This window comes from Marinicauda pacifica (assembly GCF_004793635.1).
GTDB classification, from domain to species: Bacteria; Pseudomonadota; Alphaproteobacteria; order Caulobacterales; family Maricaulaceae; genus Marinicauda; species Marinicauda pacifica.
In genome coordinates, this window is sequence record NZ_SRXV01000002.1 from 311,121 (window position 1) to 326,556 (window position 15,436).

Below are 15,436 nucleotides of genomic sequence, written 5' to 3' on the forward strand. Positions count from 1 at the left end.
GGAGATTTGAAGTCATGGATTTGTCCAGCAAGGTCGCCATTGTGACAGGCGGAGCGAGCGGTATCGGCCGCGCGATTGCCACGGCGCTGCATGCGGCAGGCGCACGCGTCGCCATCGCCGATCTGAATGCCGGCGCGGCCCGCGAGGCGGGTGAGGCCTGTGGCGGCTTCGGCCAGGCGGTCGATGTGGGCGATGAAGGCGCGCTGGTGCGTTTCATCAACACGGTCGAGCGCAAGCTCGGCCCGGTCGACATCTACGTGTCCAATGCCGGGCTCGGCGTGACCGACGGGCCGGGCTGGGGGGCGGGCGACGCGCCCAATGCCGGCTGGCAGCTCTGCTGGGACGTGAACGTCATGGCCAGCGTCTACGCGGCGCGCCATCTGGCCCGTTCCATGGCCGCGCGCGATGGCCATTTCGTCATCACCGCTTCAGCCGCAGGCCTGCTCGCCCAGATCGGGGATGCGCCCTACTCCGCGACCAAGGCCGCAGCCGTTTCGGTCGCCGAAACGCTGGCAATCACCCATGGAGATGACGGGCTGAACGTCCATTGCCTGTGCCCGGAAGGGGTGAGGACGCCGCTGGTGGAAGGCATTGAAGGCGGCGCGCAGGGACTGGGGGGCTACATGGAACCTGACGCGGTCGCTGCCATTGTTCTCGACGCCATGAAAACAAAGCGCTTCCTCGTGACCACGCACGAGAAGACACCCGAATACGTCGCCATGAAGGGCGCCGATCGCGACCGCTGGGTCGGCGGAATGCGCAAGCTGCGCCGCATGCTGATCGAGAAGCTCGGACGCCCGATGTGAAGGAGGCAGGATGACCCGCGAGGCAATGGACGGTCTGACGCTCGATCAGATTGAGCCGGGCATGCGCGCGAAGCGCTCCCATACCGTCAGCCACCAGGACTTGCGGCTGTATTCCAGCGCGAGCGGCGATCTGAACCCGCTCCACCTGCCCGAGCTCGATGGAGACGGCGATGGCGAGACCGAGGCGATCTGCCCGGCCGCCTATCTGGCTGCGCTCGTGTCTGGACTGATCGGCACGGAGCTGCCCGGGCCGGGCTCGCGCGAGACCGCCTGGTCAATCCGCCTGGGCGAGCCGGTGCGCATGGGTGAGACCGTCACGATCGAACTCGAAGCCGAAGAAAAGGACGAGTCGGTCCTGACGCTGAAAGGGCGGATTACCGGCCCGTCCGGGATGGCGCTCGATGCGCGGGTGAGTGTGATTCCGCCGCGCCAGGCGCGCAGTTTCGGCCGGGCCGAGGTCAGCGCGCTGCTCGAACGCCGCCACGACAAGTTCGCCGCCCTCGTCGCCGCTTGCGAGGCGCTCGATCCGGTCGGCACCGCCGTGGTCTGCCCCTATAGCGACGACGCGCTGGAAGGCGCGGTCACGGCCGCGAAGAAAGGGCTGATCACCCCGATCCTGGTCGGCAATCGCAACAAGATCGCGGCGGCGGCCAAGTCGACCGGCTGCGATATTGAAGGCATCGAGATCGTCGAGGCCGAGGGCGAAGAAGACGCCGCGCGCACCGCGTGCCGGCTCGTCGCCGAGGACAAGGCCGGATCGGTGATGAAGGGGCATCTGCACACCGAAACCTTCCTGAAGGCCATCCTGTCCAGCTCGACCGGTCTGAAGAGTGAGCGCCGGGTCTCCCACGTCTTCGTGCTCGACACGCCGGGGCTCGATCATCTGCTTCTGGTCACCGATGCGGCGGTCAATATCGCGCCCTCGCTCGCGGCCAAGCGCGACATCGTTCAAAACGCGATCGACCTGGCGCGGGCACTGGGGATCGGCGAGCCCAGGGCCGCCATCCTGTCGGCGGTAGAGACGGTCAACCCGGCCCTGGCCTCCACGATCGACGCCGCTGCGCTGTCGAAGATGGCCGAGCGCGGCCAGATCACGGGCGGGCTGGTCGACGGTCCTTTCGCGCTCGACAACGCGGTCAACCTGCAAGCCGCCAAGGTGAAGAATATCTCCGGCGAGGTCGCCGGGCGGGCGCAGATACTGGTCGGCCCGAATATCGAGGCCGCCAACATGCTGGCCAAGGAGCTCAGCTTTGTCGGACGCGCAGAGTCCGCCGGCGTAGTGCTGGGCACGCGCGTGCCGGTGATCCTGACCAGCCGCGCCGATAGCGAATTCTCGCGTCTCGTTTCCTGCGCAGTCGCGGCGCTGCACCGTCACTGGCTGAAGGCCGGAGAGCCTGTGGAGGCACTGAAACAGGGATGAGCCTCGTCACGCTCAATTCCGGATCTTCCTCGATCAAGTTTGCCCTCTATGACGATGACGGGCGCGCCCGGCGCCTGCGCGGAGCGGTCTCCGGCATCGGCAAGACAGCCAAGCTGTCCCTGACGCGCACCGATCAAAAGACAACCGAAGAAACCCTGGGCGAGCTCTCCCACGAGCAGGCGCTCGAATACGCCCTGGACCGTGTTCATGACGAGGCCGGGAGACAAATGCGCGCCATCGGCCACCGCATCGTCCACGGCGGCGCGGCGTTCACCCGCGCAGTCCGGATCGAGGACGGTGTGGAGGACCGCTTGCGCGCCCTGATCCCCCTCGCCCCGAGCCATCAGCCGCATAATCTGGCCGGTATCGAATCGGCGCGCACGCGTTTTCCCGGCGCGGTCCAGACCGCGAGCTTCGACACCGCCTTTCACCGTGCCCAGCCCTTTGTTGCCGACACCTACGCGTTGCCGCGGCGATATTACGATGAGGGTATTCGCCGCTACGGGTTTCACGGCCTGTCCTACGACTACCTGTCACACCGGGTCTGCGAACTGGAGGGAGAGCGCCGCACCGTCATCGCCCACCTGGGGTCGGGCGCGTCCATGTGCGCAGTCAACGGACGCGCCCCGCTCGGCTCGACCATGGGCCTGACCGCGCTTGACGGTCTGCCCATGAGCACGCGCTGTGGCCAGATCGATCCCGGCGCCGTGCTGCATCTGATCGGCCATGAAGGTCTGGACGCCGGCGGCGCAAGCGAGCTGCTCTACAAACAAAGCGGATTGAAAGGGCTGTCCGGCGGGACAGACGATATGCGGGAGCTGGAAGAAAGCGGGACGGCCGAGGCGCAGGAAACGCTCGCCTATTTCGTGCGCCGGTGCCGCATGGAGATCGCCGCGCTGGCCAGCACGCTGGAAGGTCTTGATACACTCGTCTTCTCGGCCGGGATCGGAGAGAACTCCGCCTTCATCCGCAGGGAAATCTGCGCGGGCCTGTCCTGGCTCGGTGTCGAACTCGACGCTGAAGCCAATACCGGTGCCGGGCGGGAAACCAGGATCAGCGCAGAAGGCAGCCCGGTCGCTGTCTGGGTCATCGCCACCGACGAGGAAAGTGTGATCGCGCGCGATGTGGCGGGCTTGATCGGCTAGCGTAGCGCCACGATGCCGCACTGGCCGCCGAATTCGCCGGGATGGCCGTCGCGTGCGGCCCGGCGCGAGGAGAAGAACCGGTCCTCCTCGGCGAAAGTGCATCCGGCCACGCGGTCGATCTGCTCTTCGGGAATGCCGGCGCCGGCGAGCTGGCGCCGGACGGCCTCACCGACATCGAGTCCGGCCCCGCCTTCCTCGTCGCGCTCTGTGATGAGCGTGGAATCCAGCTGGCCGATCTGGGCCTCGAACTGTTCGAGCACTTCCGGGCCGACGCGGTAGTGGGCCTTGCAGATCGCCGGACCGATCGACGCGTACATTTCGCCGGGCACGCTGCCGAAAGCGCGGCTCATCGCTTCGATCGTCCTGGCGGTGATGTTCTTCACCGTGCCGCGCCAGCCCGAATGAACCGCTCCGATCGCGCGGTTTTCCGGGTCGACGAGCAGGACGGGCACGCAATCGGCGGTTTGCACGCATAGGCCGATGCCCGGCATCTCGGTGATCAGGGCATCGCCCTCCCCGGCCAGCCAGGTTTTCGACCCCACGCGGTCGACGCGCAGCACCGTATCGCCATGGACCTGGCTGGCAAAGATCAGGCGGTCGAGTCCCAGTGCAGACATCACGCGCTGCCGGTTCTCGTTCACCGCATCGGGATCGTTCCCGCGCGACCAGGTCAGGTTCAGGCTCTCATACGGGCCGGTGCTGACCCCGCCCGTGCGCGTGGTGAAGACGCGCAGCGCCCCGTTCACCGGTTCGGTGGTCAAGAATTCAAGATCGTTCACGCCGTCTCCTCGGTCAAAATCCGCTTCGCCCCTCGCCGAGGTCATAACCCTCGCGAGCTTCGACGATGTCCTCCAGCGTCTGGCGGTATGCGCTCCAGTCATCATCCTCATGGATGGGCGCCCAGAGCGCCTCCACCGCCTCGATGGTGAGGTGAACCGGATTCGCACGCCTGAAATAGACGTGTTCGAGACGTTCGGGGCGCACTGGCTCACGCGAGAGCAGCCCCTCGCGCACCGGCGCGAAGGCCGGCAACCGGTACTGATCGGCATGGGCGCTGGCGTCCGCGCGCGCCTGCGACGCCGCCCCGCCAAACCAGTCGAAGAAGACCTGCTCCCAGGGCAGCTGCATCTCGCGCATCGCGTTCAGGAAGCCACTGACGAATGCACCGTCCGCCTCCACACCCGCTTCGCCAGGGGTCTCCGCCAGGCCCAGCCGGCGCAGGAAAGCGCGCGGGACTTCACGCTTGTACATGTCAGGATAGGCCGATAGCGCCTCGACCAGTCCGTCCCGGTCACCGACCAGGCTGAGCGCCCCGGCCAGCTGCTGCAAGGCCCAGAACACGCTTTCGGGCTGACGCGCATAGGCGTAGAGGCCGGTCTGGTCGAAATAGGCCGCCGTGAAGCCGGGCTCGAAACTCGGCAGAAAGCGCCAAGGTCCGTAGTCGAAGCTCTCTCCGGTCACGACCAGATTGTCGGTGTTCAACACGCCGTGCACGAAGCCGGCGGCCATCCACTGGGCGGCGAGCGCCGCGCTCTTCTCGCATACCGCCCTCAGGAATGCCGAGGCCCGGTCCGGGCCGGATGCCTTGCCCGCTTCTGGGTGGTAGGTCTCGATGGCATAGTCGAGCAGGCCTTCGACGAGATCCGGCCGATCGAAATAGGCGTGGCGCTGGAACATCCCGAAGCGCACATGCGAGTGGGACAACCGCGTCATCACGGCCGAGCGCGTGGGTGACGGTTCATCGCCCCGGTGCAGCTGCTCGCCGGTCTCGTATACGGCCAGTGTCTTCGATGTGTAGACACCGAGCGCCTCCAGCATCTCGCTGGCCAGCACTTCGCGGACGGCGCCTTTCAAGGTCAGCCGCCCGTCGCCGGAGCGCGAATAGGGTGTCTGCCCCGATCCCTTGGTGCCCAGATCCAGCAGGCGCCCGCGCGAATCGCGCAGCTGGGCGAACAGAAAACCCCGCCCGTCTCCGATTTCAGGATTGTAGGTGCGGAACTGGTGGCCGTGATAGCGCACAGCCAGCGGCCGGGCCTGATTGTCCGGCAAGGGATCGAAATGGTGGAAATGACTCTGGCGTTCCGCCTCAGTCAGCTCACCCAGGCCGACCTCCTGCGCCCAGCGCTGATTCCAGAAGCGCAACTCGGCTTTCGGAAAATCGGCCGGCTCCACCGGGTCGGCGAAATCCGGGCCCAGGGCCGCAAAACGCGGGTCCGGCTTGTAGGCGGGGTCAAAGGGCATGGCTCAAGAGCTAAGCTGCTGCGATGCACACTGCAAGCGGGACGGCTAGTCGGCCATGGCATCCTGCAAGGCCTTGCCGGCTGCATTTATGGCGGGAATGGCTTTGGAGACAAGCCGGGTCAGGTTCACGAAACCATGGGGTACGCCGGCATACTCGACCCGTTTGACCGGCACGCCGAAGGCCGCGAGCTTGTCGGCATAGGCCGCGCCCTCGGCCAGGAGCGGGTCCAGCTCGGCCGCCAGGATGTAGGCGGGAGGCAGATTCCTCAGGTCGGGTGCAAGCAGCGGCGATACCCGCGGATCACTCGCCGTCCCCGGATCGGGCAGATAGACCTCCCGGATGTGCGCGAGTGTGGGTTCGGCCAGGAAGGGTCCGTCCTGCCAGCGCGATTTCTTGCGCTTGATCTCGACCAGTTGGAGCAGCGGGTAGATCAGCAGCTGGAATATGGCCTCGCCTCGCCGTTGCTGGGTGACGATCGCGGTCAGATTTCCGCCCGCCGAATCTCCGCCCACGGCGAGGCGATCGGCATTGAAGCCGAAGGATTGAAGCCGTCCTGCACGCACCGTGTCGAAGGCGGCGAGGGCATCGTCGACCGCGGCAGGAAAGCGGTGTTCGGGCGCCATGCGGTAATCGACAGAGACGATGCGCACGCCGGAGACGGCCGCCAGGCGTCGGCAAAACGGATCGTACGTGCCGAGACTTCCGACCGTGAAGCCGCCCCCATGAAAAAAGACCAGACCGGCCCCGTTATCCATCGCGTCGGTCGGGATATAGACGCGGGCATTGCGCGGCCCCTCGCCCCCGGCGATGTGAATATCCTCGACCGTCTCCACCTCGGGCGGCGGCAATTCCATGAGCGGGACCGCCTTCTCCAGCGCGTCACGCATGGCTGGCGTCGTCTTGGCCGGCGCCAGCATGTCGGCCAGGCCGCTGCTCTTGAAGATATGATCGAAGAGGGAAGTTTCGCCGGACATGAGCATAAGGTCACGCCGCGCAGCCCGGCGTGCAAGTGATGTTTTCGCTAATGCAGCACAATCTGCCGGTTACGAACGATGCGGCCATCGAGCGCGTCCTCAATCTCCGAACGCAGCGCCCGCCACGCCTCGGCACTCGCCTCTTCGCCCTTCTCCTCCATCTCTTCAACCGCCAGGTCGGCGTAGCCCAGCGCCTGGGCACCGTGACGCTCGACCAGGGTGAAGGCGATGTTGCGGATGTCGTCGGGCGTAATACGCGAGGCGCGCGCGGCTTGGACAGTCATGGATAGCTCCAGGGACGGGACAGAGTGTCCCGACGTCCACGCAAGGGCTGCGCCAGCGCCGGAAAAGCCTATCTGTATGTTATTGTTATATAAAAACTTATCCACAAGCTCGACAAACCGGGCAATTGTGACTCAGCTGGAGGTTTTTGCCTGGCGTTTCGCGCCGGGTGCATACCCCCCGCTGCGCAGGAATTCGCTTTCCTCCGGTGTGCTCTCCCGGCCGAGGATCGCATTGCGGTGCGGGAAGCGGCCAAAGCGGGCAATGAGGTCGCGGTGTGCGCGCGCATGGCGCGTCGTGGACACCTCCTCGCCGAGCCGGGTCTCGCACAGCGCGACGCAGAGATCCTGCGCTTCCATCGATTCGGCATGCATGAAAGGCATGTAGAACAGGCTGCGGGCCTCATTTTCGAACACCCAGTCATAGCCGGAGTCCAGCGAATGGAGGGCAGCGGCTCTTGCCTTGGTATCGAGGGCGAACGCCATCGGCGTGCCGCGCCAGACATTGCGCGTGAACTGGTCGCACGCCACGATCAGCGCAAGCGCGCCCTCCGGCCCGTCAAGCCAGGGATGGCCATCGACCGACGGTGCGCGGTCAAGGTCGAAGCATAGCGGCGCGAACAACCGCCTGACCGAGGCGTCGAAAGCGGCATCGCTCGCAAACCAGCGCTCGCGAGCGCGGTCGCTGAACCAGAAATCGAGAATGTCGTCCGGTCCCACACGCATCGCTAGACGCGCTTCCGGCCGGACTGGACCTCATCGCGCAGGTCCGCGGTCAGGGCTTCATACGCGCCCGAATCGGGATCGTCGAGATAGAGCGGCTCCTCGACCTTGTCGGGGTCCCAGCCCTGGGTGACCAGATCGGTCTTCTTCATCTTGAAGGTGCCGGTCGTGTGTGCGCTGGGGTCCTCCTGGTGGATGCGCAGGAAGAGCGGCCGGGCAAAGTGCGGCAACTCCTTGTGGACCAGCGCATGCAGCCGGGCGAGGTCGAACTTGTCGTTGACCACAAGCGCGGCCATGCCGGCCTTGCCCGAATAGTCCGCGACCTCGACGCCATAGACATTGGCCTGAACGACACCCTCATCCATGCCGAGCACTTCGCTGACTTCGGACGTGGCCACGTTTTCCGACTTCCAGCGGAAGGTGTCGCCCACCCGGTCGATGAAATAGTAATAGCCCAGCTTGTCGCGGCGCATCAGGTCGCCGGTCCGGAAATAGACGTCTCCGGCTTCGAACACGTCGGTGAGAATCTTCTTCTTGGTCGCTTCCTCGTCCTGGTAGCCGTCAAAGCGGTAGCGCGCATCGTCGGCGCGGATCTCGCCGATCGCCTCGCCCACCTCGCCGGGCTCCACCTCGATGCAGCGACCGTCGCTATTGCGAACCGGCTCCTCGGCATCGAGATCGAACTTCACCAGGTTCACGTTGAAGCGCCAGGACAGGTAAGGCGGAATGCGCCCGATCGCGCCGGGCTGGGAGTCCAGATTGACCAGGCCGACATTGCCCTCGGTCGCCCCGTAGAACTCCACAACGCGCGAGATGCCGGTGCGCTTCACGAAGCGCGGCCACACGTCAGGACGCAGACCGTTGCCGATGGCGGCGCGGATCTTGTGTTTCTTCTCCGCCTTGCTCGGCTCCGCAGCGACCAGGAAACGGCACAGCTCGCCGACATACATGAACAAGGTCGCCTTGTTCTCGATCGCATCGTCCCAGAAGCGCGAGGCGGAGAATTTGCGCCGGATGATCGCCGCGCCGCCGAAGGACAGCGCCGCGCCAATCCCGCACAGGCCGCCCGTCGCGTGATACAGCGGCAGCACCATCATCATCCGGTCGGACGGCTTGGCCCGCACAATCGTGCCGAAGACCTGCAAGTAATAGAGCGAGCGCGTGTGGGCCACGATCGCGGCCTTCGGCAGGCCCGTAGTGCCGGACGTGTACATCTTCATGCAGGCATCCTTGGCCCGCAGATGCGCACGATGTTCGCGGTTCGGCCGGGTATCGGACTGACCCGCCAGCGCGGCATCGAAGTCTTCGCCCATTCCCGGCGCATCGGTGGTCCAGCATGTCAGCTCGGCTTCGAAGAACGGCCGGGCCTTCTCGTATTCTTCGGCGAGCTCGCCTTCCACGATCACATGGCTGGCGCCGGAAATATTGAGACCGTGGCCGAGCGCCTTGCCGCTGACCTGGTTGTTGAGTAAGGCGGCAATCACGCCGACCTTCGAGAGCCCGTACCAGATCGCGACGTATTCCCAGCGATTGGCCATGTAGAGCGCAACGGTGTCGCCGGCCTTGAGCCCACCCGCCAGCGCCCAGTTCGCGACGCGGTTCGCATAGGCGTCGAACTCGGCATAGGTGACCTGCATGTCGCCATCGACGAAGGCCGGGCGCTTTGCGTGGGCATCCACACTGTCTTCAAACAGGTCGGCGGTCAGGTAGTCTGAGTCCGGAGTGATGCTCTTCAGCTTGCCGAGCAGACGCAGCAACTCGGTGACGTAGAACCACTCGCGCTTGATCGCACGCAACACGCCCATGCCCATCTCTCCCCTTTTTACGGCCCGACGCCATTTCGGCAGACAGTAGGGAGCAAGCCTGCGCGGTCAAGAATGCTGAGTGCGTCTCACGCCGGCAGGGCTGCCAAAAAACACCCCTCCGCGGCACTTGGCTCGGCAAACGGCCGTCCTGGTCTCCGGATTTGGGAGACAATAGCCGGCAGGGAACCGGGCACATGGCCGACATCCGTTGGGGTCTTGACGCGTATACCCCGGTTCTCGACGGCGAAGCCACGTGGTACCTGCACAGCAGTCACTCGGAAATGAGCCGGGAGCGCTACGTGGATCACCTGCAAAGCGGACTATAATCCTCGCGCGCGCAGGCTGCGAGGCGGACTTACGCCATCGTTCGCATGACCCCGAATACACGCCCTGCACGCTGTACGCGTATATGCAACTTGTTATACACCACACCGGAGAAATCTGGTACGCGCTCGGTTTCTTGAAGAACGCAGAATGCGGAGTTCACTATGGACTGGGGCGCAGAACTCAGAAAGTTCCGCAATACAGTCGGGATGAAACAGGACGTGGCAGCCTCCCATCTGGGTGTGAGCCAAGCCTATATTTCCCGAATGGAATCAGGAAATGCGCGTCCATCGCAAAGCCTCGCCGAGCGAATCTGCAAGCTCATACAGACGCCCAAGCACCGCCCGCATTTCGAGCACTGGCTGGCGACCGTCCTGCATTCGCCGCACCTCCTCGTCCTCAGCTCGCTGCAGGACCGCGATGTGCGCGTGGAGGCCGTCAGCCCCGCGCTCGAGGCGGCCGGCAGTCCCTGGACGGGGTATCGCAAGGGTCACATGATTTCCGAGGAGCTGGGCGAGGCGGCCAGCGCCGAGATCGAACGGCTGATCCGGCTGGGAGTCTTCTCCGGCGAGGTCTCCGCCGTGGACGGCCTCTGGTATTCGCAAACGGGCGAGACCGTGCGGTTCTGGCGCACGATCAATGTGCCGGTGCGCGACCAGATTGGTAACTGGTACCTGCACTCGACCCATGTGGAGGCCGCGCGCGAGGCTTATGAAGCGCGCTTGCAGAATGAAGGCGAGAGCCTGCTCGTCTACCTGTTCGGTCGCAGCAAGCCGGTTCCCGCACGCCAGTTGCTCCAGGACCAGCCGCCTGGGCCACCGGCTCGCTGAGCACGTCCCTTACACCGCACGCCTTTTCAGCCGGATCGATATGAGGCAGGACGTCACGCTTGCTTCCTCACGTTTCGTGCTAGACCGATTTGAATGACGCCGGCGAGCCCTTCACCCAACCACACTACGCTCAAAGCACGACTGGAAGGCTGGGCCCGGCCTGCCCGCGGCCCGATGGCACTCGCCTCTGGTCTCGGCATTGCACAGTTTGCCGCCTATGCCGGCTTTGCCTGGTCGGCGGGTCAGGCGCTCGAAGCGTTTTTTTCCGGCCAGCCTGCGCTGGCATGGCTCGGCGCGACACTGTTGCTGGCGGCGCTACGGGCCGCATGTCAGGCCGGAGAGATCCGTGCAGGTGTGGAGGCCTCGACCACGGTCAGGCAGAGTGTGCGCGAACAGGCCGCCCGGGCGCTGGCCGCACGCGGCCCGGCCTTCAGCGAACGCATCGATAGCGGAGAGCTGGCCTCGACCCTCACCGATGGCGTCGAGAAGCTCGACGGGTATTTTGCCCGCTACCGCCCGCTCATGCCGGTCATGCTGGGTGGTCCGATGATCTTGATCCTGGCTGCGGGCGCGGTCAGCGTCACCGGCGCCATCATCTTGATGGTGAGCGCGCCAGTCCTCATCCTTGCCATGGCACTGGCAGGGGCCGGTGCCGCCGCGGCGAGCCGGGACCAGCTGATCACGCTTCAGCGCCTGGCCGGCCGGTTCAATGACCGTATACAAACGCTCGACACACTGGTCGCCTTCAACGCGGCCGAGCGCGAAGCGGACGGCCTGGCCCGCGCCGCAGACGATTTCCGTGTACGCACAATGCGCGTTCTGCGGCGCGCCTTCCTTTCCTCCCTTGTCCTCGAGGCGGTGTCGGCCCTTGCCATCGCCGCGATCGCGATCTTTATCGGCCTCGCACTGATGGATCGGCCCGTCGCGGGCCTCGGAGCCGGCCTGACACTGGGCGAGGGACTTTTCCTCCTGTTGCTGGCGCCGGAATTCTACATGCCGTTGCGCCGCTTCTCTGCCGCCTATCACGACCGTGCCGATGCCGAAGCCGCGGCAGAGTCTCTCGCTCCGCTGTTCGAGGGCGAAGCGCGCGACAGCGCGGCCGGCCCGGTGCGCAGCTCCGGTGCGCCGTCGATCGGCCTGGCTGAAGGCGAGGTGATATACCCGGACGGGCGGCGCGGACTGGCACCGCTGAGCTTCACCGCCGAGGCCGGGCAGATCACTGCGCTGTGGGGACCGTCGGGCTGTGGCAAGTCGACCGTGCTGAAAGCCCTGATGGGATATGTGCCGCTCTCGGCGGGGGAAATTCGCATCAACGGGGACCCGGCGCACGCGCCCTTGCTGGGACAGGCCGCCTGGATCGGTCAGCGCCCCCGGCTTTTCCACGGCACGCTGGCGCAGAATATCGCGCTTTTCGATGAGACAATCGAGCCAGCGCGCATCCGCGCCGCCGCCGAAGCCAGCGGGGCCATGGGATTTGCCACCGGGCTCCCCGAGGGTCTGGACACGATGCTGGGCGAGCGCGGCTACGGTCTTTCGGGCGGTCAGGCCCAGCGTGTGGCCCTGGCGCGCGCGCTTGCCGCCGACATGCCCGTCCTCCTGCTCGACGAACCGACCGCCCATCTCGACGGGGAGGCCGAAGCGCTGTTCCTCGATACGCTGACGAAAGCAGCCGAGGGACGCACCGTCCTGATGGCGACGCATAGCCCCGCGGCCAGGGCGGTCTGTGCACGGATCGTGGACCTGTCGGGCGAAGAGGCGGGATCATGAAGGACCTGGGTTTCTTCCTGGCGCTGGCGCGCCCGCACGCGATCTGGTTGCGGCTCGGCGCCGCTCTGGCCGCCGTCACTCTGCTGGCCGGAATTGGGCTCATCGCGGTTTCCGGCTGGTTCATCGCCGCTGCGGCAGCGGGCGGCCTGGCCAGCGCGCTGGCCGCCACGCGCGGCGTGCGAGCGTTCGCGCTTCTGCGACCGGTCTCGCGCTACGCCGAGCGTCTCGTCACCCATGACGCCACCTTCCGCATTCTCGCCCGGCTTCGCGTCTGGACGTTCGAACGCCTGATCCCGCTATCTCCGGGCGGCATCGCCCGGATGCGCAGCGGGGATCTCGTCGCCCGCGTCACTGGCGATGTGGATGCGCTCGACGGATTGTACCTGCGCTTTCTCACGCCGGTCGCTGCGGCCGCGGCCGGCGCCGCCGGAGTCGCGGTCCTGCTGGCTCTGGCCGCGCCCCTCGCCCTGCCGGCCATCCTGTTTCTCTTTCTGGCGAGCGCGGCAGGCCTGCCGGTGCTGACCGCGCGTGCCAGCCGCAAGGCGGGCGAGCGCGCCAGCGACATGGCCGCCCTGGTGCGCGCGGAGGCCGGCGATCTGGCCGCCGGGCTCGCCGAGCTCAAGGCCTACGGGGCCGATACGCGCGTGCGTCACCGGCTGGACGAGGCCTCGCGGGCCTGGACATCGGCGCAGCGCGATCTCGCGCGGCTGACGATGATCAACAGCGCCGTGCTGGCACTCGGCGCGCCCCTGGCGCTTGTCACCGCGCTCGGTCTGGCGACCGCTGGCGGCGCCGGTGCGGGCCTGGCTGTCCTGTGCGGATTTGCAGCCTTCGCCTTGTTTGAAGGGGCCGCGCCGCTGGTGCAGGCCGCGGAAGGCTATGGCCGGATGCAGCGATCGGCCGCCCGTCTGCGCGCCATCGCCGAGCAGACAGGCGACGTGGTCACCCCGGCAGCCCCGGTCGCTCCGTCCGGGCGTCACGACGTGCGCGTGGAAGCCCTCAGCTTTGCCTACCCGGGCAGCGAAACCCCGGCCCTGGAGCATGTCTCGCTGGGGTTGCCGGAAGGAAGCCGGCTTGCGCTGACCGGCGCCTCCGGCTCGGGCAAGTCCAGCCTGATCAAGATTCTGATGCGCTTCTATCCGGTGCCGGCCGGCACGGTATGGCTCGGCGGTCAGGACGTGACCACGCTGGATCCGCGCGAGGTGCGCCGGCGCTTTGCCCTCGTCGATCAGCGCGCCGAGCTGATCTCGGCCAGCGTACGCGAAAATCTGCGTCTGGGCGCGCCCGGGGCCGAGGACGGCGCCTTGTGGAAAGCCCTCGAACTGGCGCGCGCAGACGATGTGGTGCGCGCCTTGCCCGACGGGCTGGACACCTGGCTCGGCGAATTCGGCTCGGCGCTGTCGGGCGGCCAGGCGCGCCGGATCGCGCTGGCGCGCGCCTTCGTCACCGGGGCGCCCATGCTGCTGCTCGACGAGCCCACGGAGGGCCTGGATGCGCCGCTGGAGCACGATTTCCTGACGTCGCTGGGGGACTGGGCGGACGCCGACGAGCGCCGCTCCTTCCTTCTGGTGACCCATCGCGCGCGCGTGATCGACGCGGCACGCGAGGCCATCGTGCTGGACAATGGGCACATCGCGCAAAAAGGCCCGGTCGCATCGCTGACCGGGCCTTCCACGGCGTTTTCACGCCTGTTTCCTGAGTATCGGCCCGCCGGCTAGACGGGCGGGTCGCCGCGCAGCGCCTGGAAAATCGCGGACACTACCGCAAGCGCCAGCGCGATGAAGAACACCCATTGGGCGATGACGGCCGCCATTCCGGCCAGACCGAAGAAACCGAACGCGCCGGCAATCAGCGCGACCACGAAGAACAGCAGGGCCAGACCGAACATCGCCTACTCCGCGACCTCGGCCCGTTCCTCGTCTCCGGCAAAGAACAGTGCCTGGCTGATCGTCGCGGCGACGGTTTCGGGCATGAAGGGCTTGGTGATGAGATAGGTCGGCTCCGGCTTCTCACCGGTCAGCAGACGCTCGGGATAGGCGGTGATGAAGATGACCGGGACACGATGGTCCTTGAGGATATCGTGGGCGGCATCGATGCCCGAGCTGTTGTCGGCCAGTTGAATGTCGGCCAGCACCAGGCGCGGACTATGCTCGTTGGCCAGCCTGACCGCCTCGTCACGGGTCCGTGCGACGCCGACCACCTTGTGGCCCATACGCTCGACGATGGACTGCAGATCGAGCGCGATGATGGGCTCGTCTTCGATGATCAGGACTTCAGTCGCCATACCGTTTTCCAGATAGGTCTGCGCCTCGATCAGATTACTCTTCGCCGATCCTACATCGATGCGCAGGATGGTGGCCGCCTGGTCGACAGAAAAGTTCTCGACCGCGGTCAGGAGCAGCATCTGGCGCGCCTCGGGCGGAAGTTCGCCGAGCTGGCGCTTCTCGCCATCGCCGCCGGGCCGGTCCAGCCGGGCTCCGCTGGTTTTCCAGGTCGCGTGAAAAAGCTGATAGAGCGCCACGTTGGGCGGAAGATCGCGATCGATCTCCTCGGCACCCTCGATGGCCGCCTCGAGAGCGGCGCGCACATAGGCATCGCCGCTTTCCTGGGAGCCCGTCAGGATGCGGGCATATCGGCGCAGATAGGGAATATGAGGACGAATGGCTGTGCTAAATGGCATGGGTGTCCCGGTCAGTCAGTTTTACCAATTGAGGAGCAGAAACGCGTGCGCGCGCGGAAGGTTCCACTCTCTGCAGGCAGCCGGAACCATGTGCGCAGTTATACGTTCAACAACCTGCCAATGAAAGGCAAGCCTAAACGAAGACAAGACAGTTGTAGAGTGAGCATGAGGGATTTTCAGGCAGATACGGATGCGGATCGCAAGGACGATACCCGCTTGAAGGAAGCGCGCGTGCGCCAGCGGGCCATCGGCCGTCAGCTGCGCGGTCTCTATGACGATGTCGTGTCCGACGGTGTGCCTGACGACATCGATGCCCTCCTGGACCGGCTGGATTCCCGGACCCGCCGGCCTGAAAGCGCGGACTGACCGCGAACACGGTGGGCTTGCGCGCCGGCTGCAGACTTTTATTAACTGAGAAAATTCATAACCACGCGGCACT

Annotated in this window: 15 protein-coding genes; 7 read left to right on the forward strand and 8 right to left on the reverse strand. The window is 66.0% G+C overall.

Translation table 11 applies throughout. From position 1 onward, the window contains the following. Window positions 1–14: 14 nt before the first annotated feature. Genes E5162_RS07875 through E5162_RS07885 form a run of 3 tightly spaced genes read left to right on the forward strand, consistent with a single transcriptional unit; the run spans window position 15 to window position 3,371 of the window. Window positions 15–806 (forward strand): SDR family oxidoreductase, encoded by a 792-nt coding sequence (locus E5162_RS07875; protein ID WP_135944627.1) that lies wholly within the window; start codon window positions 15–17, stop codon window positions 804–806. Between the two features lie 10 nt (window positions 807–816). Further along, entirely contained in the window at window positions 817–2,226 is a 1,410-nt protein-coding gene (locus tag E5162_RS07880; RefSeq protein WP_206751075.1) for a bifunctional enoyl-CoA hydratase/phosphate acetyltransferase, read from the forward strand. Next, window positions 2,223–3,371, forward strand: a complete 1,149-nt coding sequence (locus E5162_RS07885) for an acetate/propionate family kinase (RefSeq protein WP_135944629.1) — start codon at window positions 2,223–2,225, stop codon at window positions 3,369–3,371. Before E5162_RS07880 ends, E5162_RS07885 begins: the two co-directional genes overlap by 4 nt. Here the strand turns inward: E5162_RS07885 and pgeF are convergent. The 6 genes from pgeF to E5162_RS07915 all read right to left on the reverse strand — a co-directional run bounded on the left by pgeF (window position 3,368) and on the right by E5162_RS07915 (window position 9,396). Then, the gene (pgeF, locus tag E5162_RS07890; RefSeq protein WP_233342064.1) at window positions 3,368–4,150 is read right to left on the reverse strand and encodes a peptidoglycan editing factor PgeF; all 783 of its coding nucleotides are present in this window, start codon (window positions 4,148–4,150) and stop codon (window positions 3,368–3,370) included. The two genes, E5162_RS07885 and pgeF, sit on opposite strands and share 4 nt — an antisense overlap. A gap of 13 nt (window positions 4,151–4,163) precedes the next feature. Next, window positions 4,164–5,612, reverse strand: a complete 1,449-nt coding sequence (locus E5162_RS07895) for a protein adenylyltransferase SelO family protein (protein WP_135944633.1) — start codon at window positions 5,610–5,612, stop codon at window positions 4,164–4,166. A 45-nt stretch (window positions 5,613–5,657) separates the two neighbouring features. Next, window positions 5,658–6,587, reverse strand: a complete 930-nt coding sequence (locus tag E5162_RS07900; protein WP_135944634.1) for an alpha/beta hydrolase fold domain-containing protein — start codon at window positions 6,585–6,587, stop codon at window positions 5,658–5,660. Between the two features lie 47 nt (window positions 6,588–6,634). After that, window positions 6,635–6,871 carry a hypothetical protein gene (locus E5162_RS07905; protein ID WP_135944636.1) on the reverse strand — a complete coding sequence of 79 codons (237 nt, stop codon included), beginning with the start codon at window positions 6,869–6,871 and terminating at the stop codon, window positions 6,635–6,637. A gap of 132 nt (window positions 6,872–7,003) precedes the next feature. Continuing rightward, a complete protein-coding gene (locus tag E5162_RS07910; protein ID WP_135944638.1) occupies window positions 7,004–7,594 on the reverse strand; it encodes a DUF924 family protein in 591 nt (196 codons plus the stop codon). Between the two features lie 2 nt (window positions 7,595–7,596). Next, entirely contained in the window at window positions 7,597–9,396 is a 1,800-nt protein-coding gene (locus tag E5162_RS07915; RefSeq protein ID WP_135944640.1) for a long-chain-acyl-CoA synthetase, read from the reverse strand. Between the two features lie 488 nt (window positions 9,397–9,884). On the opposite strand from E5162_RS07915, the gene E5162_RS07920 reads away from it, so the two are divergent. The 3 genes from E5162_RS07920 to cydC all read left to right on the forward strand — a co-directional run bounded on the left by E5162_RS07920 (window position 9,885) and on the right by cydC (window position 14,035). After that, complete coding sequence (locus E5162_RS07920) at window positions 9,885–10,550, forward strand: helix-turn-helix domain-containing protein (protein WP_135944642.1); 666 nt, start codon at window positions 9,885–9,887, stop codon at window positions 10,548–10,550. Window positions 10,551–10,643: 93 nt separating this feature from the next. After that, window positions 10,644–12,317 carry a thiol reductant ABC exporter subunit CydD gene (cydD, locus tag E5162_RS07925; RefSeq protein WP_135944644.1) on the forward strand — a complete coding sequence of 558 codons (1,674 nt, stop codon included), beginning with the start codon at window positions 10,644–10,646 and terminating at the stop codon, window positions 12,315–12,317. Beyond that, a complete protein-coding gene (gene cydC / locus E5162_RS07930; protein WP_135944646.1) occupies window positions 12,314–14,035 on the forward strand; it encodes a thiol reductant ABC exporter subunit CydC in 1,722 nt (573 codons plus the stop codon). The genes cydD and cydC overlap by 4 nt, the downstream gene beginning before the upstream one ends. On the opposite strand, the gene E5162_RS07935 is transcribed toward cydC, so the two are convergent. Both E5162_RS07935 and E5162_RS07940 read right to left on the reverse strand, forming a co-directional pair. Continuing rightward, window positions 14,032–14,205, reverse strand: coding sequence for a DUF1328 domain-containing protein (locus E5162_RS07935; protein WP_135944648.1), 174 nt, complete (start codon window positions 14,203–14,205; stop codon window positions 14,032–14,034). The genes cydC and E5162_RS07935 overlap by 4 nt on opposite strands. Window positions 14,206–14,208: 3 nt before the next feature. After that, window positions 14,209–14,997, reverse strand: a complete 789-nt coding sequence (locus E5162_RS07940; protein ID WP_135944650.1) for a response regulator — start codon at window positions 14,995–14,997, stop codon at window positions 14,209–14,211. A gap of 165 nt (window positions 14,998–15,162) precedes the next feature. On the opposite strand from E5162_RS07940, the gene E5162_RS07945 reads away from it, so the two are divergent. Beyond that, window positions 15,163–15,363, forward strand: coding sequence for a NepR family anti-sigma factor (locus E5162_RS07945; protein ID WP_135944652.1), 201 nt, complete (start codon window positions 15,163–15,165; stop codon window positions 15,361–15,363). The last annotated feature ends 73 nt before the right edge of the window (window positions 15,364–15,436 follow it).